This window comes from Bacillus sp. SKDU12 (genome assembly GCF_010093085.1).
GTDB lineage: Bacteria > Bacillota > Bacilli > Bacillales > Bacillaceae > Bacillus > Bacillus mexicanus.
Genome location: NZ_MSRC01000003.1, coordinates 134,703 through 155,675, shown reverse-complemented (window position 1 = coordinate 155,675; position 20,973 = coordinate 134,703). Strand labels below are relative to the sequence as shown.

22 protein-coding genes and 1 riboswitch are annotated in these 20,973 nt (G+C 42.2%); of the genes, 6 read left to right on the top strand and 16 right to left on the bottom strand.

Going from position 1 to position 20,973, the window contains the following annotated elements:
* Positions 1–63: 63 nt before the first annotated feature.
* From ptsG to BTW01_RS02050, 3 genes are all read right to left on the bottom strand, one after another.
* Positions 64–2,163 carry a PTS glucose transporter subunit IIABC gene (gene ptsG, locus BTW01_RS02060; protein ID WP_162101382.1) on the bottom strand — a complete coding sequence of 700 codons (2,100 nt, stop codon included), beginning with the start codon at positions 2,161–2,163 and terminating at the stop codon, positions 64–66.
* Between the two features lie 227 nt (positions 2,164–2,390).
* A complete protein-coding gene (glcT, locus tag BTW01_RS02055; RefSeq protein ID WP_162101381.1) occupies positions 2,391–3,257 on the bottom strand; it encodes a glucose PTS transporter transcription antiterminator GlcT in 867 nt (288 codons plus the stop codon).
* 62 nt (positions 3,258–3,319) lie between these two features.
* On the bottom strand, positions 3,320–4,285 hold the full coding sequence (locus BTW01_RS02050) for a LacI family DNA-binding transcriptional regulator (RefSeq protein ID WP_162101380.1): 966 nt from the start codon (positions 4,283–4,285) through the stop codon (positions 3,320–3,322).
* A 106-nt stretch (positions 4,286–4,391) separates the two neighbouring features.
* On the opposite strand from BTW01_RS02050, the gene BTW01_RS18610 reads away from it, so the two are divergent.
* Positions 4,392–4,517 carry a hypothetical protein gene (locus BTW01_RS18610; protein ID WP_258894737.1) on the top strand — a complete coding sequence of 42 codons (126 nt, stop codon included), beginning with the start codon at positions 4,392–4,394 and terminating at the stop codon, positions 4,515–4,517.
* A 50-nt stretch (positions 4,518–4,567) separates the two neighbouring features.
* Here BTW01_RS18610 and papB read toward each other — a convergent pair whose 3' ends face one another.
* The gene (gene papB / locus BTW01_RS02045) at positions 4,568–5,662 is read right to left on the bottom strand and encodes a di/tri-peptidase (protein ID WP_162101379.1); all 1,095 of its coding nucleotides are present in this window, start codon (positions 5,660–5,662) and stop codon (positions 4,568–4,570) included.
* 164 nt (positions 5,663–5,826) lie between these two features.
* On the opposite strand from papB, the gene BTW01_RS02040 reads away from it, so the two are divergent.
* Positions 5,827–6,030, top strand: a complete 204-nt coding sequence (locus tag BTW01_RS02040) for a hypothetical protein (protein ID WP_162101378.1) — start codon at positions 5,827–5,829, stop codon at positions 6,028–6,030.
* Positions 6,031–6,067: 37 nt separating this feature from the next.
* On the opposite strand, the gene BTW01_RS02035 is transcribed toward BTW01_RS02040, so the two are convergent.
* The 5 genes from BTW01_RS02035 to BTW01_RS02015 form a co-directional block, all read right to left on the bottom strand.
* On the bottom strand, positions 6,068–7,981 hold the full coding sequence (locus tag BTW01_RS02035; protein WP_162101377.1) for a heavy metal translocating P-type ATPase: 1,914 nt from the start codon (positions 7,979–7,981) through the stop codon (positions 6,068–6,070).
* Positions 7,982–8,214: 233 nt separating this feature from the next.
* A complete protein-coding gene (gene stoA / locus BTW01_RS02030) occupies positions 8,215–8,712 on the bottom strand; it encodes an endospore biogenesis thiol-disulfide oxidoreductase StoA (RefSeq protein ID WP_162101790.1) in 498 nt (165 codons plus the stop codon).
* Between the two features lie 51 nt (positions 8,713–8,763).
* Positions 8,764–10,101: a sporulation protein YkvU gene (ykvU, locus tag BTW01_RS02025; protein WP_162101376.1), complete on the bottom strand. Its 1,338-nt coding sequence runs from the start codon at positions 10,099–10,101 to the stop codon at positions 8,764–8,766.
* Between the two features lie 118 nt (positions 10,102–10,219).
* The gene (locus BTW01_RS02020) at positions 10,220–10,843 is read right to left on the bottom strand and encodes a cell wall hydrolase (RefSeq protein ID WP_162101375.1); all 624 of its coding nucleotides are present in this window, start codon (positions 10,841–10,843) and stop codon (positions 10,220–10,222) included.
* A 298-nt stretch (positions 10,844–11,141) separates the two neighbouring features.
* Positions 11,142–11,336 (bottom strand): hypothetical protein, encoded by a 195-nt coding sequence (locus tag BTW01_RS02015; RefSeq protein WP_162101374.1) that lies wholly within the window; start codon positions 11,334–11,336, stop codon positions 11,142–11,144.
* Positions 11,337–11,501: 165 nt separating this feature from the next.
* Here BTW01_RS02015 and BTW01_RS02010 point away from each other — a divergent pair, with 165 nt between their 5' ends.
* A complete protein-coding gene (locus tag BTW01_RS02010; RefSeq protein ID WP_003232446.1) occupies positions 11,502–11,687 on the top strand; it encodes a YkvS family protein in 186 nt (61 codons plus the stop codon).
* A gap of 121 nt (positions 11,688–11,808) precedes the next feature.
* Here the strand turns inward: BTW01_RS02010 and BTW01_RS02005 are convergent, their stop codons facing one another.
* The 6 genes from BTW01_RS02005 to BTW01_RS01980 all read right to left on the bottom strand — a co-directional run bounded on the left by BTW01_RS02005 (position 11,809) and on the right by BTW01_RS01980 (position 16,085).
* Entirely contained in the window at positions 11,809–12,099 is a 291-nt protein-coding gene (locus BTW01_RS02005) for a DUF3219 family protein (protein WP_162101373.1), read from the bottom strand.
* Positions 12,100–12,425: 326 nt separating this feature from the next.
* Entirely contained in the window at positions 12,426–12,923 is a 498-nt protein-coding gene (gene queF / locus BTW01_RS02000; RefSeq protein WP_162101372.1) for a preQ(1) synthase, read from the bottom strand.
* A gap of 17 nt (positions 12,924–12,940) precedes the next feature.
* Positions 12,941–13,672, bottom strand: a complete 732-nt coding sequence (queE, locus tag BTW01_RS01995) for a 7-carboxy-7-deazaguanine synthase QueE (RefSeq protein ID WP_162101371.1) — start codon at positions 13,670–13,672, stop codon at positions 12,941–12,943.
* A complete protein-coding gene (gene queD / locus BTW01_RS01990) occupies positions 13,665–14,114 on the bottom strand; it encodes a 6-carboxytetrahydropterin synthase QueD (protein WP_162101370.1) in 450 nt (149 codons plus the stop codon). The genes queE and queD overlap by 8 nt, the downstream gene beginning before the upstream one ends.
* Positions 14,107–14,766: a 7-cyano-7-deazaguanine synthase QueC gene (gene queC, locus BTW01_RS01985; RefSeq protein ID WP_162101369.1), complete on the bottom strand. Its 660-nt coding sequence runs from the start codon at positions 14,764–14,766 to the stop codon at positions 14,107–14,109. The genes queD and queC overlap by 8 nt, the downstream gene beginning before the upstream one ends.
* A 126-nt stretch (positions 14,767–14,892) precedes the next feature.
* Positions 14,893–14,937: riboswitch (PreQ1 riboswitch) on the bottom strand.
* Between the two features lie 104 nt (positions 14,938–15,041).
* Positions 15,042–16,085, bottom strand: coding sequence for a hypothetical protein (locus BTW01_RS01980; protein WP_162101368.1), 1,044 nt, complete (start codon positions 16,083–16,085; stop codon positions 15,042–15,044).
* A gap of 366 nt (positions 16,086–16,451) precedes the next feature.
* Between BTW01_RS01980 and clpE the strand changes: the two genes are divergently transcribed.
* The 3 genes from clpE to motB all read left to right on the top strand — a co-directional run bounded on the left by clpE (position 16,452) and on the right by motB (position 20,450).
* Positions 16,452–18,551: an ATP-dependent protease ATP-binding subunit ClpE gene (gene clpE, locus BTW01_RS01975; protein WP_162101367.1), complete on the top strand. Its 2,100-nt coding sequence runs from the start codon at positions 16,452–16,454 to the stop codon at positions 18,549–18,551.
* Between the two features lie 329 nt (positions 18,552–18,880).
* Positions 18,881–19,693: a flagellar motor stator protein MotA gene (gene motA, locus BTW01_RS01970; RefSeq protein ID WP_162101366.1), complete on the top strand. Its 813-nt coding sequence runs from the start codon at positions 18,881–18,883 to the stop codon at positions 19,691–19,693.
* Entirely contained in the window at positions 19,665–20,450 is a 786-nt protein-coding gene (motB, locus tag BTW01_RS01965) for a flagellar motor protein MotB (RefSeq protein WP_162101365.1), read from the top strand. Before motA ends, motB begins: the two co-directional genes overlap by 29 nt.
* A gap of 39 nt (positions 20,451–20,489) precedes the next feature.
* Here motB and mhqR read toward each other — a convergent pair whose 3' ends face one another.
* A complete protein-coding gene (gene mhqR, locus BTW01_RS01960) occupies positions 20,490–20,927 on the bottom strand; it encodes a MarR family transcriptional regulator MhqR (RefSeq protein ID WP_162101364.1) in 438 nt (145 codons plus the stop codon).
* Between the last annotated feature and the right edge of the window lie 46 nt (positions 20,928–20,973).

The window sequence follows — 20,973 nt, the reverse complement described above, 5'->3', positions numbered from 1 at the left end:
ACTTCACAATATTATATCATACAGCCGTACTTGTCATCTGACAAGCACAGCGTACTAGCACCCTTACTTTTCAATCTTCACAATGTCTTCTTGCTCTCTATTGACAGAGCCGCTTGCTTTAAGGCTGACTGTTTCTCCTTCAGCAAGGTTTGTAAATACAATTGGAGTCATAAGAGACGGTACATTCGGTTTGACTGCGTCCAAATCAACTTCAAGAAGTTTTTGTCCAGGCTCAACGCGATCTCCTTCTGATACGAAAGACGTAAATCCTTCGCCCTTTAGGCTGACTGTGTCAATACCAAAGTGGATCAAAATTTCTCTTCCGCCGTCCGATTGCAGGCCGATCGCATGTTTTGTCGGGAACACATTTAGAATTTTTCCTCGAACCGGTGATACAACAATACCTTCAGAAGGATGAATCGCAAATCCGTCACCCATCATTTTTCCTGAGAAAACTTGATCAGGAACATCAGTAATCGGGTGAACTTCCCCGGCAATCGGAGAAACGAAAACTTCCTCGCCGATTTCATTTTGCAGAGGCTCTGCAATGACTTCCTCAACCTGCTGACCTACTTCATCTTGGGCAGATGCCGTCGGTTCCGGTCTTGGTTTGCGCCCCGCAATGATGTCTTGCATTTGTGTTTTTAAACCGTCGGAACGCGGTCCGAAAATAGCTTGAATGTTGTTGCCGACTTCCAGCACCCCGGACGCACCGAGCTGTTTCAGACGGTCTTTATCAACCTTTTTCTGATCGTTTACAGTTACACGCAGACGAGTGATACAAGCATCAAGGTGTTTGATGTTTTCCTGGTCTCCCATTGCCTGAAGGATCTCATAAGGAAGGTCTCCTGCTTTACCAGTTTTCCCAGATGCCGCTGTTTCAGCCGCAGCATCCTCACGTCCCGGTGTTTTCAGATTAAATTTGCGGATCGCAAATCGGAATCCGAAGTAATAAATGACCGCAATTCCTAAGCCGACAGGGATGACGAGCCACCATGCCGTCCGGTTCGGTAAGATACCGAATAAGAAGTAGTCAATTAAACCACCGGAGAACGTCATACCAATCTTGACATGCAACAGCTGCATGACCATGAATGAAAGTCCGGCGAACACACAGTGAATCGCAAACAGAATCGGGGCAACGAATAAGAATGAGAATTCCAATGGCTCTGTAATCCCTGTTAAGAAGGATGTCAAGGCCGCTGACCCCATAATACCTGCAACGAGTTTTTTGTTTTGCGGTTTTGCTTCATGATAAATCGCAAGCGCTGCAGCAGGCAGACCGAACATCATAAATGGATATTTACCTGTCATGAACGTACCTGCTGTCAACTGTACGCCGTCTTTAATCTGCGCCATAAAAATACGCTGATCTCCGCGGATAATTTCTCCTGCTGCACTCTTATAGCTGAAGAATTCATACCAGAACGGCGAATAAAAAATGTGATGTAAACCAAATGGAATAAGCGAACGTTCAATCACCCCGAAGATAAATGCAGCAAGGGTTGGATTCGCTTCCACTAATCCTGTTGAAAAGGCATTCAATCCATGCTGGATAGGAGGCCAGATCACTAACATAATAAGACCCAGAATCAGTGCGGAAATTGATGTAACTATGGGAACAAAACGTTTGCCCGCAAAGAAACCAAGATATTGCGGCAGTTCAATTGTGTAAAATTTATTGAACAATAATGCAGCTAACACACCGACAATGATGCCGCCGAATACCCCTGTCGCCAAGGTAGGTATACCAAGCATGTTTACGTATGCAGGATGGTTTTCAGTGAAGAACTTGGCTCTTTCAATTGAATCGGAAGGAATGGTTCCGTTTGCAAGAAGAACCGCACTCATGGATACATTCATTACCAGATAACCGATAATTGCTGCAATCCCTGCAACTCCATCGCCGTTGGCAAGCCCGATCGCTACACCTACTGCGAAAAGAAGCGGAAGGTTATCGAAAACAATCTGCCCAGCGCTTTCCATAACACTTGCTACGAGCTGAACATTGTCATTGCTCAAAAAATGCAGGACTTGTATCATGTCCTTATTTTGCATCGCATTCCCAATCGCAAGCAAAATACCCGCAGCCGGAAGGATCGCAACTGGAAGCATAAGCGCACGCCCTATTTTTTGAAGAACGCCGAATAATGCTTTAAACATAAGAATTGACCTCCTCTTTTTACTAGTTTGACCTTACAGCTCAAAATCATGACAACGAATTCACAGGCGCAAGTTTTCCAGTTTAACCGTTTACATTTGTCCTTTTACACAACAAAAAGGCATGAGCAAAATGGGGTGCACAAAAGAACGAGAATGAACTTCCCGTTTTTTTCCCTCAATCACTCATGCCTGATCGGATCAGTAACACGTTATAAGGATAAACTGAATTATGAAATTTTATTGGTTAATCGGTACAGATGAAGCGTCAAATAAACCGCTTCCGCCTCATGAACTGGTTTCTTCAATGTTTGCTGCAAGATTTTAATCAATTTCCAAGCTGTATTGTAGCATAGCGGATATTCATTTTTCAATAATAACATTAATTTTTCTGGTTCTTTAGTTGGTTCTTCTTGTTTGATTCTTTCTATTATAAACCTGATATGCCGGATCAGCCGCAAATAGTTGACACTTTCCTTATTTACTTTCATTTGAAACGAGTCTTCAATCACCTCAACAAGCTGCGCCATCAAGTGCGAATGCTGATTGACTTCGGCCAGCGGACGATTTGTCAGAGCTGAATGGATATGCAGGGCAATAAAACCGATTTCCCCTTCTGGAAGGCAGATTCCCGCTTTTTCATTGACCATATCTATGACTTCTTCGGCAATTTTGTACTCTTCAGGATATAGTGACTGAGTTTCCATGAGGAATGGATTTTTCATATCAAAGCCCTGCTGCTGCCTTTTGATGGCAAATGCGATATGGTCTGTCAGCGCAATATGAATATGTTCATTTAATGAGTGGTTTGTCCTCTTACTGATGTGATAGATGACATCGTTTGCAATAGCAACGAGTTTTTCATCAATATAGTCAAGGAGCTTTTTAAACTGTTTTTGTTCCTTCTCGTCCTTTAAAATGAACATTTTTTCGTAGCCTTTATCTTCTATGAGATCATCTTGTTTTTTTCCGAAACCAATACCTTTCCCGATTAAAACGACTTCGCTGTATTTATGATGAGAAGCAATTAAGACGTTATTATTCAGGACCTTTTTCACTGTGAAGGACCCATTCATGATCCTCAGCTCCTTTGTCATTCAATACCTCATATCGTACATAACGAACAGAATGCACGTCAAACCTTTTTTCAACGCTTTCACTAAACAGTCGATCTTTCGATGAGACGGTAATCGAGAACTTTCCTTTCAATCGGGTGTCCCTGAATTCTATTTTCCAGCATAGCAAACGCCTGCTTGCCCATTTTTTTCGTTTGAATATCGATCGTTGTGATACTAAGCAATTGGCTGATTTCATGGTTATCAATGCTTAAGATGGCAAGTTCACCAGGTACCGATACCCGCTGTTTTTCCGCTTCAAGCAAAAGCCCTGCTGAAACTTGATCATTGGCAACAAAAATAGCTGTCGGCTTTTCTCTCCACTTGTTCCACTTATGAAAAAGTGCCTTTCCATCATTAATGGTGATCGCTTTCTCAATTATCCAGTCTTCCCGAAATGCCTCTCCAATCTCTTCCAATGCATCTTTATAGGCTTTGATTCGAAAATAGCTGTTCATGCCTTTTTTCCTTGCCAAACAGATGGCTATTTTTTTGTGCCCTTTGGCAATTAAATAGTCCAAGCCGTTCCGGAATGCTTCTTGGTGAGGAATACTGATGGTTGGAAAACGGCCGATATCTGAATTCTGGCAAAGCACTATTGGGCCTTTCCATTCCATGAGTTTTTTATCACCAATCGCCTTTGAACAAAAAATCAACCCGTCCACCTGACGCTGTTTTAATTGGGACAGCGCAACCATTTCTTTCTGAACATCATAGTTTGTTTGGAATAAAGAGAGGTGAATTCCGGATTCTGCCGCTGAGTCAGCTATACCTGCGATCAGCTCTGCAAAATAAGGCAAATTAATCGTCGGCAAGACAACACCAATCATGTTTGAATATCCTTTCGACAAATGCACAGCGTGAATATTTCTTGTATACTCCAATGCTTCCATCGCCTCAAGCACTCTATTTCTTTTGTCTTCGCTGACGTAAGGATGATGGTTTATAACGCGGGAAACCGTTGTAACGGAGACACCGGCTTTTTCTGCAATGTCTTTGATATTAGCCATAGATTCCCTTCTTTCTAAATCCCCTTGCTCTGGAATGCGTTTCATACAATATGATATGAACATACCAGACATATGTTTGTTATTAGCTGAAAGGAGAAGATCACACATGGGTTTCTTCATTTTAATTGGATTATGTCTGACTGTTGTCGGCAGCAGCTGTCTTGCTGTAAAACCTCTCAACCAAAAACATGAGGTGAAACCATTCCGTACATTTGATGATTTCTTTATTTAATGCAGATAAAAAAGGACGATGTCGAGAACAAAGTCCTTTTTTACTTCCTGCTACGGCAGTATCGTTAATTCCTTTGGATATCGAGTCAGAGCAACCGCTCCGTCCTTTGTTACATGAATGTCATCCTCAATGCGAACACCGCCGATTTCAGGCACATAAATCCCCGGTTCGATCGTGTAGACCATGCCTTCCTGCAGAAGCGTATCGTTAGCCTGGCTCATTGATGGGTACTCATGGACAGAAATTCCGAGTCCGTGTCCCAGCCGGTGAGGAAAATAATCTCCATATCCAGCTTTTTCAATGATTCCGCGGGCCGTTAAATCTAGATCACCGATTCTGACACCGGGTTTGCTTGCCTCAACCGCTGCTTTTTCAGCTTGAAGCACAGTCTCATAAATCTCCTGTTGCTTCGGATTAATGCTCTTGTATGCAAACGTTCTTGTAATATCAGAGCAGTATCCATCAAGAATAACACCGAGATCAAATAAAACAAGATCCCCTTTCTTCAATGTAGCTGTCCCCGGATTTCCGTGAGGCTGGCCTGATTTTTCTCCAAACAGAACCATTGTGGAGAACGACATGCCCTGAATACCTTTTTTCTTCAATTCATATTCGATTTGAGCGAGTACTTCCACTTCACTGATGCCTTCCCGCAATGCGGCTGCGCCGACTTCAACACCGTAGTCAGCAAGTTTTGCCGCCTCTTTCAGCGAACGAATCTCCTTATCATCTTTAATCAAACGAAATTGATTAAGTGTTTCTTCAGCTGATACAAATTGAGCCCCGCCGGCTGAATGCTTCAGCTGTTCTGCGCGCGATAGCGAGATTGAATCCTTTTCTACCGCAAGTGTATGTATACTGATGTTTCGCTTTTTCAAGGCTTTCTCGATCAGCTCCCACGGATTTTCATGATCCGCATAACCAATGATTTCATGATTCCAGCCTGCGTTGCGGGCTTGGTTGGCTTCCATTCCAGGACAAACAAAGAAAGGCTCCTCTTCTTGAAAAATAAATAAACCCATCAATCTTTCATGCGGCTCTGTGTAAAAACCGGTTAAGTAAAAAACATTTTCTTTCGTATGAATAAATGCGGCAGTATGCCCCGCTTCCTTCAGCCATGAAGAGACGCGTTGTATTCTATTCACTTTTTGTTCCTCCCTGCCATTTGCAATGCAATGTTCTGTCTTTATTGTAACAGGTTTTACAGGTATTTGCCTTTCACGGCGTCTCCATTTTCGATTGTATTTTGTTTCCTGCTCCGCTTCCTGTATACTGGCAGTAGAATTCAATCGCAGGGAGTTGTTCCGTTTTGCTGATGAATTTTTTCAGACGAAAAGCAGTGATGCTCTTAACGGTTTTGGGAATTTCCGCTCCTTTTATCGGTATGAAGATGGTCGGTTTTTATTATTACAGTTCTATCATAGGCTGTGCAGCGGGCTTCCTTTGCTGTATCCTCGCTCTCATCCTTATTATGAAAAGATCGGATCATGACAAAAAAGAAGGAAAAGTTTGATACATAAAAAACCAGCAGCCCTATTGGACTGCCGGTTTTATTTAAGAAGTCTTAATCCGTTTAAGATAACCAAAATCGTACTGCCTTCATGACCAATCACGCCAAAGGGCAATTCCATTACCTGCAAAAAGTTTGCACAAATCAGCAGACAGATCACCGCTAAAGAAAACACGATATTTTGTTTGATAATCTTGTTCATTTTGCGTGACAAGCGGCACATGTTGACGAGCTTTTTCAAATCGTTTTGCATGAGGACCATATCAGCTGTCTCAAGAGCGACATCTGTCCCTCCGCCCATTGCAATGCCGACATCCGCCGCTTTGAGTGCAGGCGCATCATTGATTCCGTCACCGACCATTGCAATCTTTCCGAATTCTTCTTTTAACCGTTTGATTTCATTCACTTTTTGATCAGGCAGGCATTCTGCCGCTACAGTTGTCATTCCGGCTTCCTTCGCTATCGCTTGAGCCGTGTCCTCATGATCTCCTGTCAGCATGGCCGTTTTAATCCCAAGCCGGTTTAAATCTTCCATGACCTCTTTTGCTTCAGGTCTGATTTGATCTTTCAGAGCGATACAACCGGCTATTTGGTCATCTTTTTTCACAAATACAACCGTGTGGCCATTTTGAATGACATCTGCTGACGTTTCTTTTATAAATTGCGCCGCCATTTGCTCACCGATAAATCCCGCTTTGCCGATCTTCCATTTCGCACCTGACACTTCTGCCATTACGCCAAATCCTGATGTTTCTTCTATAGATAGATAGCCCGATTGATTCACACCACGACCTTCAGCGTATGTTGTGATTGCTTGAGCGAGCGGATGGCTTGATTGCGTTTCGATGGCATAGACAGCTTCAAGCACTTCCTTTTCACTGAATCCTTCTGCAATTTTGATCGCCTCAACGGCAGGCTGGCCTTTAGTGACTGTACCCGTTTTATCAAAGGCGATCATTTGAACAGAGCCCAGCTGTTCAAGAAAGACGCTCCCTTTCACAAGCATGCCGTTGCGGGCGCCATTTGAAATCAAGGACAGCGCAGCCGGCATAATAGAGGCGACAAGCGCGCAAGGTGAAGCGACAACCATAAACACCATTGCGCGGTAGAAAGTTTCACTCCAGCTCCAGCCCAGCGCAAAGTGCGGCACAAATAACAAAAGCCCTACTGCGATCAGCACACCTTTCACATAAACATTTTCAAAGCGTTCGATGAAAGCCTGTGCCGGTGAAACACTGCTTTGCGCAGATTCAACAAGTTTGATAATTTTTCTGAATAGCGAATCTTCATTTGCTTTGGTGACACGGACGGTCAAGGAGCCGTTGCGATTCACAGTTCCCGTAAATACGTCATCCCCGGTGTTTTTTTCTACAGGCATTGATTCACCTGTTAATGCTGACTCGTCAATGCTTGTTGAGCCCGATTCGATGACACCGTCTGCCGCTACTCGTTCTCCAGGTTTGATCACAATCATATCACCGGCCCGCAAGTCCGAAACCGGAATTCTTTTGGCCTCTCCATTGACCATCAGTGTAGCTTCTTCAGGCTCAAGCTGCATTAATGATGTTAAATCTTTGCTGCTTTTATTCATCGTGTAAGTTTCTAAAGCGCCGCTTAAGGAAAAAATAAATATTAAAATAGCACCCTCTGCCCAGTATCCGATCAGTGCAGAACCAATGGCAGCGAAGATCATTAAAAGTTCTACATTAAGCGTTTTGGATTCGAGCGTATCTTCGATTCCTTCCTTTGCTTTCGCAAATCCCCCGATCACAAAAGCCAGCAAGTAAAGCGTTACCGATAATACTTGATGTCCGGATAAAAGCCAGCCAGCTAAAATGAGAGCGCCTGACACGAGTGCCGCGATAAGCTCAGCATGCTGCAGCCAGTTTTTCTCTTTCCGCTCTGTCTTTAATGGTTCATCTGGCTCGTGTTGAATGGTAACTTGTTCATTCATATCAAATTCTCCCCTCTAATTGAGAATGTATATCATCTTCATTTCTCTTATAAAAATAAAATTGCCGCCCTTAAGGCAGCTTTATGTCCGTTATTTCTTGATGTCTTCTTTATTATAGCATGAGCAATGAGAATTTCAATTATAATTATTTTAATTTCTTTTTGATAATAATTATCATTAATACCTTGCGATTTTTTCATCATATTAAAAAAGCTGAGAGTCTACGCTCCCAGCTATTCTTCCATCCATTCTTTCAGTTGTTCCGCTGTCATCGGTCCAATTTTTGTTTTTTCGATTTCTCCCTTTTCATTCAGCAAAAATGATGTCGGGATTGTAATGATGTGATACTCCTTCATCAATTCCCCTTTTGAGTCAAGAACGATCGGAAATGTGAGCTTGTTTGCTTTAATATAATCTTCAACCGCTTTCTGATTCTGTTCTGAGTTCACTAAATTTACCGTTACCAGCTTTACGCTGCCGGACTGATGGGCATTGTAAAATGATTGAAACTGGGGAAGCTCTTTTTTACATGGCGGACACCATGATGTCCAAAAATGCAGGATGGTTTTTTGCCCTTTAGTCGGGACCCGGATATCCTCTCCTTCTATCGTTTTCATCAGGAAAACAGCGGGAACTGCAGGCTGTTTGTCTTCAGCGGCTGCCACATCAGGAAACGACGCAATCATTCCCCAACATATAAGACATACAATAAGCAAGCGCTTCGTCAACATGGAAATCTTCCTTTCATGCTTTTCCATTAGCCTGCCCCTGCTTTTTCTGTATCATCCTTCAATTCGCGGCGTCCTGCTTCCTCCCATAAGAAAGACAGATACCTGCAGCGCTTTGCAGATCGTGGCATAGTGGAGGCTCGTCAGCAAAATCATGCCGGTGTTCATCCCAAGGATAATCCCAAGCATTTGCAAATTCTCCATTGAGCCCAGCACATACATCATACTTAACGCAACGATGTGGCTCCACACATTGTGATAAAAAGCTTCTTTTACAAACCCCATCCCGATTAAGCACGCCTGCAGCGGCATGACAAAAAGATGAAAGAGAAAGTAAGGCCATAACAGCTGTAAGTAATATTTTGCTTCAGGCGAGTGAAAAAACAAATGTGTGAGAGGTTCCGCAAACTGAAACATGATCCAGACAGCCGGTATGCCATAACCAAACGTAATGAAAATCGACTGTTTCAGTCTTTTTAATACAACATCATACTGTGAAAGTGCATAAGCTTCCGAAATACTCGGTATCATAACGATCATTAACGAATGGGCAATAAAAGCAGGAAACGATCCTATCGTCACAGCCACTCCCGCCAGCATTCCGTATTGATCAATCGCCGCTGTCCCGGCAACGCCCGCAGCCAAAAGCGCCCCTTTTACTAAAAACGGTTCAATGGCGTTAACAACCGCATGAAAAATGCGCAATCCTGTTGTAGGAATGGAAACGGCAAGCAGTCTTTTTCTTACATCCTTTCCGCGCAAATGAATGTGCTGCTGGCCGGATATCGCCCGCCTTGCCATAATAAATTGTGAATATAAATAAACAAGCACGACTACATCACTCACAACGAGGACAAACAAGGATATCAGCACGGCCATGTCCAACTCAAATGAGTACCATTGAAAAAAGAGAAACAAACACAAAAGCTGGATTATTTTTTTCAGGACATTGGCGACTGCAATCTTCCCCATTTGTTGCATACCCATAAAATACCCTCTGGCGATTGAAGTAAAGGCGACAATAGGGATTAAGCCGATCACAATTCCTTTAATAAAAGGGTTGTAAGTATCAAATACAGGAATAAACGGGAGCGCAATACTGGCAGCAACAGTAGAAAACGCTGTAAAAACGGCTGTCATTTTGAATGCGTGCCTCAGCATGCTTTCATGGAGCTTAGGATTTGATTCGGCAATGAATTTAGAAATTGAGATCGGCAGTTCCAGGCTGGCAATGACAATGATTAAAAAGATCGTAGGCAAAATACTCATATAAAGCCCCATCCCATGCTCGCCAAGCTCTCGCGCTAAAATCATATTCACGACAAATTCAAGGCATTCAGCAAAAAAGGCGGCAATGGATAAAAGAATGATCCCTTTTATAAATCGATTCATGATGTCTCTCCTTGTCTCTTGTACTACCAACATCATATGAGACAAGTTTAAAAATTATTTTATTTTTACTCGTCATATATAAAAAAAGCACAGCTGAGACAAATTGTCTCTTCTGTGCTTATATGGCAAAAACGTGTCTGCCGATTTTTTCTACAGTTTTTCGCGAACGAATCCAATGATCTGACGCTGTTTTCGGATTATAAAAGAATATAGCATCAGTTTCTCTTTTTTTTGAAGACAGCACTTCTTTGGCAGCATCAATTGATTCTTTATCAGGCTTTTGATTGATGCTTCCGTTTGCGACCGGTTCAAAGGCGTTTTTTTGATAAATAACCCCTCTTACAGTATCAGGAAAACCTTTTTTCTCCGTTCTATTCAGTACAACGCTAGCAACAGCGACCTTGCCTTTATAGGATTCTCCCTTAGCCTCTGCGTGCACGAGACGAGAAAGCAATTCTTTTTCGGACTGCGAATATGTTTCTTCCTGATCATCCGTTTGCGATTTTTCGTCTTTTTTTTCAGTGTTCGCTGATAGCCTGATCGGCTTTATGTTTTTCTTCTCTTTATCAGCAGACAGTGAAGAGAAAGATGTGTCTGTATCTTGATTTATAGGTGTAAGCAGCTTTACTTCTTCATGTTTTGTTTTCTTCGTGCTCAGCAGTGAAGCTTGTGTATGTTCAATTTTCGAAGCAGGCATAAAACAAAGAAGAAAAACAGCCAGGGCCGTGAATTTTGTTGTCATACAGTTTCCTCCTTAAAGTGCTCAAAAAACACTTCATTACCTTAACAAGAGAACAAATCAATTTCACGGGAAAAGATTTTCCAACTCTCCCAAGGAGACACCTGGATGGAATATAACGGAATACAGACTTGGTTAATGGAAGAAAAATAGGCTGATATTCTATAAATCTTGTTAATTCGTAACATGTTTATCCAGTTTTAATATTTTACATTTTATTTACACTTATTACGGAAGAACGTAATAAACAGCCTGTATTCTGTCATATATGATAAAAAGGCTTCTCACAGAGGAGAAACCTTCAGCTTCTTGGCTGTTCTAAGTATTGAAAGATGACATCTCCGCCTTGCTGGGCAATCCCTCGGAAATGTTTAAAATCGTCTTGTTTAGATAAAACGGCTCTAAAATCGAGGAAATGCTCTTTTTGGACTCTCAGTTCATTTATTGCGCCGATGCGCAGCTGCTCAATCATTTCGGTTATCTCTTCGGGACGCAACGAAAATTCCCCCCTCTTCTTTCTTTTAACGAAAATCAATATATCATCTTTACAGCGCCAGGACAATTCATTAGGGAGATAAAACTCCTTATCGCTTTACTTCTCAATGAAAATACTGCAAAATACTTTCAAAAGGCATTATTATGTTTAAAGGAGAGGAAGCTTGTGAAAATCGCAAAGGTTGGAAACGTGATTGAATTTAAAAACGGATTAACCGGTGTTGTCGAAAAAGTGAATGAAAATTCTGTTATCGTTGATGTCACGATAATGGATAATTATCGTGATCTTGAATTAGATTCATTGACAGTTGTTAATCATAAAAATTATAAGATCATCAGAGACTCCTATTAATCCTCCTCATCCCACATTTATTCGCAAAAACTGCACGTCAGACACTGAAACACCTTACATATGAAATTCGCTTTCTCAAAAGCTGCCGTCCGGCAGCTTTTTACACACAAAAAAACACCGATCATGAATCGGCGTTTTTGTCTATTTCCGTCATTTCTATATAGAATTCACTGACAGACTCTGGCTCGTACAGATTGGTCAATGACGTTGAATAATTTGTGATTTCCCCCTGAAAGTCAAGCTTTCGTTCCGGAACCTCGACATGAAATGTTTTTTCATATAACAGGACAGCGATATCATGGTAAGTCTCACTCGTCACATTTAGCGTAAGAGCAATTTTGCGCTTCGGCTCGTTCTCCTCTTGATATGCAGCCATTTCTAGCGTTACATCGTTTAATCGCAAAGTCTTCACTTTCTTATCACTCCTTTATCGTCCATGCATCTTAGCATACCTTAGCGAATGTTTACAATGAATCAGTTCTGACCAGTTATGTGAACCATTTCTTTAGAAAAGACACCTTTACAAACATACGTTCGATATTTTATAATAAAACAGACGAGTTGCCATCCAGCATCCCGTCTTTTCATTAGAAAGCGGCGAGCAGAATTCTCCCCCGAATTCGCTCGTCTTTTTTTTAAAATAATCAGGGTGTACAAATTTCAATAACGCGTAACTGAGGTACTTTAAATAAAAACAGACGTGTGATGACACACGTCTAGGTCAGAATATCCTCTACATTAACGATTATCAACCGTCTCCGGATACAAGTCATGATTCATCATACGATACTCAGCCATCTTCTCGTACTTCGTGCCCGGCTTTCCGTAGTTTGTATACGGATCAATGGAAATTCCGCCTCTTGGCGTAAATTTGCCCCATACTTCAATGTAGCGCGGGTCCATTAATTCGATCAAATCGTTCATAATGATGTTCATGCAGTCTTCGTGGAAGTCACCGTGATTTCTGAAGCTGAACAGGTACAGCTTTAATGATTTGCTTTCCACCATTTTTTCATCAGGAATGTAGCTGATGTAGATTGTTGCAAAATCAGGCTGACCGGTTTTCGGGCATAAAGATGTAAATTCAGGACAATTAAATTTCACAAAGTAATCACGGTTCACATGTTTATTTGGGAAGGATTCCAGCACGTCCGGCGCATATTCGAACAAATAATTTGTTCCTTGGTTGCCAAGCAGTGTGACACCCTCTAATTCTGAGTCTTTTCTAGTCATCATATCCATCTTCCTTTCTATTATACGCCTCGTTTGTTGCCCCATAACAGGGTGTGCAGCTGCGGAAGCACTCGAACCAGATTCAGTTCCGCATCAACTGCTACCTTATCAACAAGCGCTTCATATTTTCCAAGCAAATGTGCAATCAATGTTTGGTCATCTGTCGTATGCACGTCATCATTACCGACCTGCAAATAAAACGGGGTTCCCGGGTAACGCTTGTGCACCGTTTTGGCAAATGCCAAATCTTCATCATTAAAAATGACAACCTTTAAGCTGACAGCATGCTGTCTGTTATTCTCTTTCAGTAAAGTCAAAATGTGGTCAAGTTTTTGAAAGTTCGTGACCATTTTGGAACTTGGCGGTTTTGGAGAAATTGTCAGATCATCAATTAGCGTAAACCAATCCTGATAAATGGTCCCTTGAGTTTCAAGCGCTGCACGGATGTTGTTTTCCTTCAGCAGTTCGATAAAAGCATCGAGCTGTTTTAACAGCGCAGGGTTGCCGCCTGAGATCGTTACGTGAGAAAACGCTTCTCCCCCGATGTCTTTAAGCTCTGCCAAAATCTCCTCAGCCGTCATCCAGCGAATATCTTTTTTAGCAGACCCATCCCAAGTGAAGGCGGAATCACACCAGCTGCATGAATAATCACAGCCAGCAGTCCGGACGAACATTGTTTTCTGTCCGATCACCATGCCTTCCCCTTGAATCGTCGGGCCGAAAATTTCTAATACAGGAATTCCTTTAGCCATTCAAACCACCCTTTTTCGGACGGTAGACACAATAACTTGTCGGTGTTTCACGGACAAACACCTGTACACAGCTCGGTTTATTCTCCAATGTGTCTAAATAAGCCTGTACGTTGTCATAAATCGTTTTTGCCACAACTTCAGTTGTCGGCAGCGAATATCGGTCATCCTGAGAAAAATCTTCATGATCATTTAAAAGCGTATGATCATAGTTTCCGTGCACAAGCTTTTTGAGCAGGCTGAAATTGACAAGGAAGCCGGAATCGTCAAGTTCGTCGCCGGCAACAGTGATATTTACGGTATACGTATGCCCATGAACCCTGCTGCATGCCCCCGCACTTTCCCGGGGAATAAAATGAGCAGCTGAGATGTGCATGTCCTTATTCAGTTCAAATGAATAAGGATGCTGGACCTGCGGATAAATTTGAGATAACAATTTAAGCACGTTCTCCTTTCATCGCCATATATTCTTCATATCCTCTTGAGCGAAGATGGCATGCCGGACATTCTCCGCAGCCGTCTGCGATGATGCCGTTATAGCATGTCAGCGTGTTGTTCTTTACAAAATCAAGCGCATCAAGCTCATCTGCAAGCTTCCACGTTTCTGCCTTATTAAGCCACATGAGAGGCGTATGAATCACAAACGGCTTCTCCATCGCCAGGTTTACCGTTACATTGCAAGATTTCACAAATTCATCACGGCAGTCGGGATAACCGCTGAAGTCTGTTTCGCAAACTCCTGTAATAATATGGCGCGCTCCAATTTGGTACGCGAGGATAGACGCAAAGGATAAGAATACCAAATTGCGGCCTGGAACAAATGTAGATGGCAGTTCGCCGTCTTTTACTTCTATCTCAATATCATTTCTTGTCAAGGCATTCGGTGCAAGCTGATTTAACAATGACATATCAAGCAAGTGGTTTTTCACACCAAGTTTTTCCGCAATGGATTTTGCCACGTCAATTTCCTGTGAATGACGCTGATTATAATGAAAAGTCACTGTTTCGACTTCTTCAAATTCTTTCAAAGCCCACAGTAAGCAGGTGGTGCTGTCTTGACCGCCGCTAAATACGACAATTGCTTTTTCTTTTTTCATGTTTCCTCTCCTTCTCCGCAATAAAAACGTCGGCGAGAGACATCGCTACAACTGATTCACACAAAAAAACACCTTTCGGAAGGTGCTCTAGAAAAACATAAAAAAGGCCGTATCCAAGGATACAGCTCGTCCTTAGTTTTTTATAGAGGGTGTAGCTAGAACCTCTCCCGCTATCGCACGGATTTTCTTCAATTTTTCACTTCTGCTATCTTACCATAATGTTGTTTTTCTTGACAATACAAAAGTCAGCAGCTGGCTTCCCTCATATATGTCTGTTACAAACTTCGCTGCCGGGGAGCCTTTTTACAAATCAAGGCGCCGATAAAGGCCAGACTCACATAGCCAAACAAAGGATAAATAGTTGAAATCAGCTTACCATATCCAATTTGGCTCGTGACATAAGCAGTAATCATAATGGCTGCAAAGATATATTTGCTTTTTATCGGCAAAAAGCTCTGTACTTGCTTTTCCAATCCATATAGATTGCCGATCACTGATGTGAATACTTCACCGAAAATAATAAGCAAATAGATCAAATGGACAGAGCGCGCAAAGAGAAAAACCACTTGAGCCATCGGTATATCATACAAAAATACATTCGGGAGAGTCGACAAAGACAGAAAACTTGCAGATAGGACAATCGTCAGCATCATGCCTCCGATTAAAGCGCCTTTTTTAATCAATTTTTCAGATGGCATTTCATTCGCAAGCGGAACCAAAACCGCTTGAGCAAGCGATAAATTCAAAGCACCGTAAGAAAATGCTGACAGCAGCCAGTCCCAGCGGTGCGGCCAAACCCACTGAGCTGCGTTTCGCGATTCACTGAAAATAAAAGAGTCAGCCACCACAATCAAAGAAAAGATGATCAAAAGAGGAACAACAAACACATTGACACCAAAAATGCCTTTTACTCCTTTCGTCATTACAATTAAGCTCAATCCGACTGTCATCAGCATCCCAATCTGAGCGGACATTCCCAGCTGTTCTTCAAAAAGCGCCCCTGCTCCAGAAAGCATGACAGACGTTACTCCAAGGAGAATAAACAGCATAAATACATTGATAATCCGCCCAGCCGTCGCCCCGAATAAAAAAATGTTCATTTCTTGATAGGACTTGGCGTTGATTCGCTTAGAAATAATCATCAGCTTAGCACCAAGAAACGTAAACATTCCGCCGCTGACGATAATACCAAATAAGCCAAACCAGCCGAACTTCAGAAAAAATTCAACAATTTCCCTGCCGGTCGCAAATCCAGCTCCGACTACTGTGCCCACATACACAAAAGCAAGCTGATTTGCAGACCCTTTAGATTGTTCCATTTCTCCCCTCCGAACGAACCGCAGTTTTGTCCATATATGCCTTTTTATACCCTATGAGACGAGTTCCTTGAAAAGACGAAGAAAACATGTTTTACTGTGTAAACCAATCAAAAATATGATGTGCAAAAGACTTGAAAGTCAAAGAAGGTCAGAGTATACTAATAATCAAAGTTGGCCAACTAAACCAACCTTTTTTCAAAAGCCATTGGTCAGAGTTAGTCAAATAGTCAGACTGATCTGAGCATATTGTTTTGAGAACCAATATGTTTGGCGTATACTTATAGTCAAAGAAGGTCAAAATCAAACGGCCTTTTTATTCACAATCATTGGTCAAAGAAGATCAAATTTTTAAGGAGGTTTTGGCAAATGCGTTGTCAACATTGTCATCAAAACGAAGCGACGATTCGCCTTAACATGCAAATAAATTCCGTTCATAAACATATGGTTCTATGTGAAACTTGCTATAACGAATTGACCCGTAAACCTTCAATGAGCATGGGTCCTCAATCTTTCGGATTTCCGTTTGAACAGGCATTCCAGCCTAAAGAACAAAGCGCAGCAAAACAAAGCGAGAAAAAGGGATTGCTTGATGAGCTGGCTCAAAATATAACAAATGGGGCAAAAGCCGGTCTTATTGACCCCGTCATCGACCGTGACGAAGAAGTTGCGCGAGTGATCGAAATTCTAAATCGCCGCAACAAAAACAACCCGGTTCTTATCGGGGAGCCCGGTGTAGGGAAAACCGCCATCGCCGAAGGACTCGCCTTGAAAATTGCTGAAGGTGATGTTCCAAACAAACTGAAAAACAAAGAGCTGTACTTGCTTGATGTTGCCTCCCTTGTTGCAAACACAGGGATCAGAGGACAATTTGAAGAGAGAATGAAACAGCTGATTACTGAGCTGAAAGAACGAAAAAACGTCATTCTGTTTATTGATGAGATTCATCTTCTCGTTGGCGCAGGATCTGCAGAAGGATCAATGGACGCGGGCAATATTCTCAAGCCTGCCCTTGCCAGAGGCGAGCTGCAAGTCATCGGTGCGACAACACTCAAAGAGTACCGACAAATTGAAAAAGATGCAGCACTGGAAAGACGTTTTCAGCCTGTCATGGTGCAAGAGCCTTCAATTGAACAGGCCGTCCTCATTCTGCAAGGGATCAAAGACAAATACGAAGCCTATCATGGCGTGAGATTCAGTGATGAAGCAATCAAAGCATGTGTGACTTTATCATCCCGCTACATTCAGGACAGGCATCTGCCGGATAAAGCAATTGACTTATTAGATGAAGCAGGTTCAAAAGCTAACCTATTAATTGATGAGGTGAGTGATGAAGATGCCGCTGAACGCTTAACAGCGATTGAAGCTGAAAAAACAAAAGCACTTGAAGAAGAAAATTATGAACTGGCTGCAAAACTCCGTGATGAAGAAATCGCATTGGAGAAAAAACGGAACAGCTCTTCCGCTCATTCCGATGTCACTGTAGAAGCTGAGCAGATTCAAGATATTGTTGAGCAAAAAACCGGCATCCCTGTCGGCAAACTGCAGGCAGACGAACAAACGAAAATGAAAAAGCTTGAAGCAAAACTTCAAGAACGGGTGATCGGACAAGAAACCGCTGTTCAAAAAGTGGCAAAAGCGGTAAGACGAAGCCGCGCCGGATTAAAAGCCAAAAACAGACCAGTCGGCTCCTTTCTCTTTGTCGGTCCTACCGGCGTAGGAAAAACAGAGCTTTCCAAAACACTTGCAGATGAATTATTCGGTACAAAAGATGCTATCATTCGTCTTGATATGAGCGAATACATGGAGAAACACGCCGTATCTAAACTCATCGGTTCACCGCCTGGATATGTCGGTCATGAGGAAGCTGGGCAATTAACAGAAAAAGTGCGCCGAAACCCATACAGCATCGTGCTATTGGATGAAATTGAAAAAGCACACCCTGATGTTCAGCATATGTTCCTGCAAATTATGGAAGACGGCCGTCTGACAGACAGCCAAGGGAGAACTGTAAGCTTTAAAGACACTGTGATTATTATGACAAGCAATGCGGGTACCGGCGAAAAACAAATAAAAGTCGGTTTCCAATCAGATGACAGTGTCATCGAAGAACAAACATTGATAGATTCACTGAGCATGTTCTTTAAACCAGAGTTTCTCAATCGTTTTGACAGCATCATTGAGTTCAGCTCACTGGAAAAAGAACATCTGGTAAAAATCGTCAGCCTGCTACTTGGAGAACTTGAAGAAACATTGGCAGAACGCGGCATCAGCTTGAGCGTGACAGACGAAGCGAAAGAAACAATCGCTGAGCTGGGCTACCACCCTTCATTCGGCGCACGTCCGCTTAGAAGAACCATCCAAGAACAGATTGAAGATAAAATGACCGATCTGCTGCTTGACAATAGTGAAATCACAAGGTTTCATGTGACCGCAGAAGATCGTACAATCAAAGTACAAGCAAAATAAGATGCAGCGGTTTCCTTTTAGGAAGCCGCTTTTTTTGTACATTTCTGGAACATACCATTCGTTCCCTCAAAATATTTCTTTTCTTCGCGGGATGGCACATGTTTCTAAATAGTGGATATTTATTTCTATTATTAAATAGAAACCGTCTGAAGAACAGCTTGCAAGCAAAATGCCAATTTCAATTTTGGAAAGCCGCTATTGTTTATTTCTCCCTTCTATACCTCTTCCTTGAATTTTTCATGAACAAATTCACAATCTCCCTAAAGTTCCTGACACCAAAACCGATATTAACCATAGACAAGCTAGTAAAAAAGGATTTGGTGAAAACTATGGATAAAACTTCGTTAATCGGTATTATTCTTGCTTTTGTAGCATTGAGCGTGGGGATGGTTTTGAAAGGCGTCAGCTTCAGCGCGCTTGCAAACCCAGCTGCCATTTTAATTATTATCGCTGGGACAATCTCAGCAGTCGTTATTGCGTTCCCAACAAAAGAAATTAAAAAAGTGCCGGCGCTGTTCAAAGTGTTATTTAAAGAAAACAAGCAGCTCACAATAGAGGAGCTCATTCCTAAGTTCTCTGAATGGGCCCAGCTTGCACGCCGCGAGGGTCTGCTTGCTTTAGAAGCAAGCATTGAGGATGTAGATGACGCTTTCCTGAAAAACGGGCTCAGCATGGCTGTTGACGGGCAAAGTGCAGAATTTATCAGAGATATCATGACTGAGGAAGTCGAAGCGATGGAAGACAGGCACCAAACCGGAGCCGCAATTTTCACACAGGCAGGAACTTACGCGCCGACACTTGGCGTGCTCGGTGCTGTAATCGGATTGATTGCCGCCCTCTCTCATATGGACAATACAGATGAGCTTGGCCACGCCATAAGCGCTGCCTTTGTTGCCACCCTTCTCGGTATCTTTACGGGATATGTATTATGGCATCCTTTCGCAAACAAATTAAAACGCAAATCAAAACAAGAAGTAAAACTGCGTGAAGTCATGATTGAAGGTGTTTTATCCGTTTTAGAAGGACAGGCACCGAAAGTCATCGAACAAAAACTTTTAATGTATCTTCCTGCGAAGGACCGCTTGAAATTTGCAGAACAAGGAGAGGCGCAAAATGGCGAGAAAAAAGAAGAAGAAGCATGAGGACGAACACGTTGATGAATCATGGCTCGTTCCATATGCCGACATCCTAACTCTTCTCCTGGCATTATTTATCGTGTTGTATGCGAGCAGCTCAATTGACGTAGCTAAATTTAAGATGCTTTCAAAATCATTTAATGAAGTCTTTACAGGCGGCACCGGTGTAATGGACTATTCCAGTGCCACCCCTCCTGAAGAAGAGAAAAACGGAATTGATCAAGTTCAAAAGGATAAAGAAGAGAAAGAGAAAAACAAGAAAGAAAAAGAAAAAGCTGCTGATCAAAAAGAACTTCAAAGTGTAAAAAGCCAGGTGGACAAATTCATCAAAGATAAAAAGCTGGAACATCAGCTGGAAACAAAGATGACTAGTGAAGGCCTTCTCATTACGATTAAAGACAGCATCTTCTTTGATTCTGGGAAAGCAACCATCCGTAAGGAAGATGTTTCGCTTGCACAAGAGATATCCAACCTTCTTGTGATTAATCCGCCGAGAAATATCATTATCAGCGGACATACTGATAATATGCCAATTAAAAACTCTGAATTCCAATCAAACTGGCATTTAAGTGTCATGAGAGCGGTAAACTTTATGGGGCTTCTGATTGAAAACCCTAAGCTCGACGCAAAAGTGTTCAGTGCTAAGGGCTACGGGGAGTATAAACCGGTGGCTTCCAACAAAACTGCGGAAGGCCGAGGCAAAAACCGACGCGTTGAAGTTCTCATCTTACCGAGAGGCGCAGCGGAAACAAATGAAAAATAGTAAAAAAGGAAGCCTTGTGACATATCAGGCTTCCTTTTTTTACTTATTATAAAACTGTTTTGCGTTTAATCCTACTCTTTTTAACATTTCCGTGCACATCTCTACCTCTTCTTCGCTTAATACGCTGATCATTTCAGCAATTTCAGCAGCATGACTAGGAAAAATATCATCCAAAAGACTGGTGCCTTTTTCAGTGATTTGTGCAAATGTCACTCGTCTGTCTGTAGGTGACGCTTTCCGAATGAGGAGTTCTTTTTGTTCCAGCTTATCTACAACATAAGTGATGCTCCCGCTAGCCAAAAGAATTTTGTCTCCTATCTGCTGCAGCGGCTGATCACCTTTATGATACAGCAGCTCGAGCACAGCAAATTCAGTCGGATTCAGTCCGTGCTTATGAATATGCTTATTCATATGATCGTTAATAGACCGATATGCGCGCGACAGCACGATAAATAACTTCAGTGATTTTTCTGTCATGTCTCAATCATCCTTTTAGAAACCATTACAGAGAAACATTAATAAA

What these genes read in the sequence shown, in the direction of transcription:
- BTW01_RS02035 (WP_162101377.1), bottom strand. Translation starts at nt 7,981, where the DNA reads ATGAATGAACAAGTTACCATTCAACACGAGCCAGATGAACCATTAAAG.
- queE (WP_162101371.1), bottom strand. Translation starts at nt 13,672, where the DNA reads ATGGCTAAAGGAATTCCTGTATTAGAAATTTTCGGCCCGACGATTCAA.
- clpE (WP_162101367.1), top strand. Translation starts at nt 16,452, where the DNA reads ATGCGTTGTCAACATTGTCATCAAAACGAAGCGACGATTCGCCTTAAC.
- mhqR (WP_162101364.1), bottom strand. Translation starts at nt 20,927, where the DNA reads ATGACAGAAAAATCACTGAAGTTATTTATCGTGCTGTCGCGCGCATAT.
- queC (WP_162101369.1), bottom strand. Translation starts at nt 14,766, where the DNA reads ATGAAAAAAGAAAAAGCAATTGTCGTATTTAGCGGCGGTCAAGACAGC.
- glcT (WP_162101381.1), bottom strand. Translation starts at nt 3,257, where the DNA reads ATGACAAAGGAGCTGAGGATCATGAATGGGTCCTTCACAGTGAAAAAG.
- stoA (WP_162101790.1), bottom strand. Translation starts at nt 8,712, where the DNA reads ATGTTGACGAAGCGCTTGCTTATTGTATGTCTTATATGTTGGGGAATG.
- BTW01_RS02020 (WP_162101375.1), bottom strand. Translation starts at nt 10,843, where the DNA reads ATGACAACAAAATTCACGGCCCTGGCTGTTTTTCTTCTTTGTTTTATG.
- BTW01_RS01980 (WP_162101368.1), bottom strand. Translation starts at nt 16,085, where the DNA reads ATGGAACAATCTAAAGGGTCTGCAAATCAGCTTGCTTTTGTGTATGTG.
- motB (WP_162101365.1), top strand. Translation starts at nt 19,665, where the DNA reads ATGGCGAGAAAAAAGAAGAAGAAGCATGAGGACGAACACGTTGATGAA.
- BTW01_RS18610 (WP_258894737.1), top strand. Translation starts at nt 4,392, where the DNA reads ATGGGTTTCTTCATTTTAATTGGATTATGTCTGACTGTTGTCGGCAGC.
- BTW01_RS02050 (WP_162101380.1), bottom strand. Translation starts at nt 4,285, where the DNA reads ATGGCTAATATCAAAGACATTGCAGAAAAAGCCGGTGTCTCCGTTACA.
- ptsG (WP_162101382.1), bottom strand. Translation starts at nt 2,163, where the DNA reads ATGTTTAAAGCATTATTCGGCGTTCTTCAAAAAATAGGGCGTGCGCTT.
- ykvU (WP_162101376.1), bottom strand. Translation starts at nt 10,101, where the DNA reads ATGAATCGATTTATAAAAGGGATCATTCTTTTATCCATTGCCGCCTTT.
- queF (WP_162101372.1), bottom strand. Translation starts at nt 12,923, where the DNA reads ATGATGACTAGAAAAGACTCAGAATTAGAGGGTGTCACACTGCTTGGC.
- motA (WP_162101366.1), top strand. Translation starts at nt 18,881, where the DNA reads ATGGATAAAACTTCGTTAATCGGTATTATTCTTGCTTTTGTAGCATTG.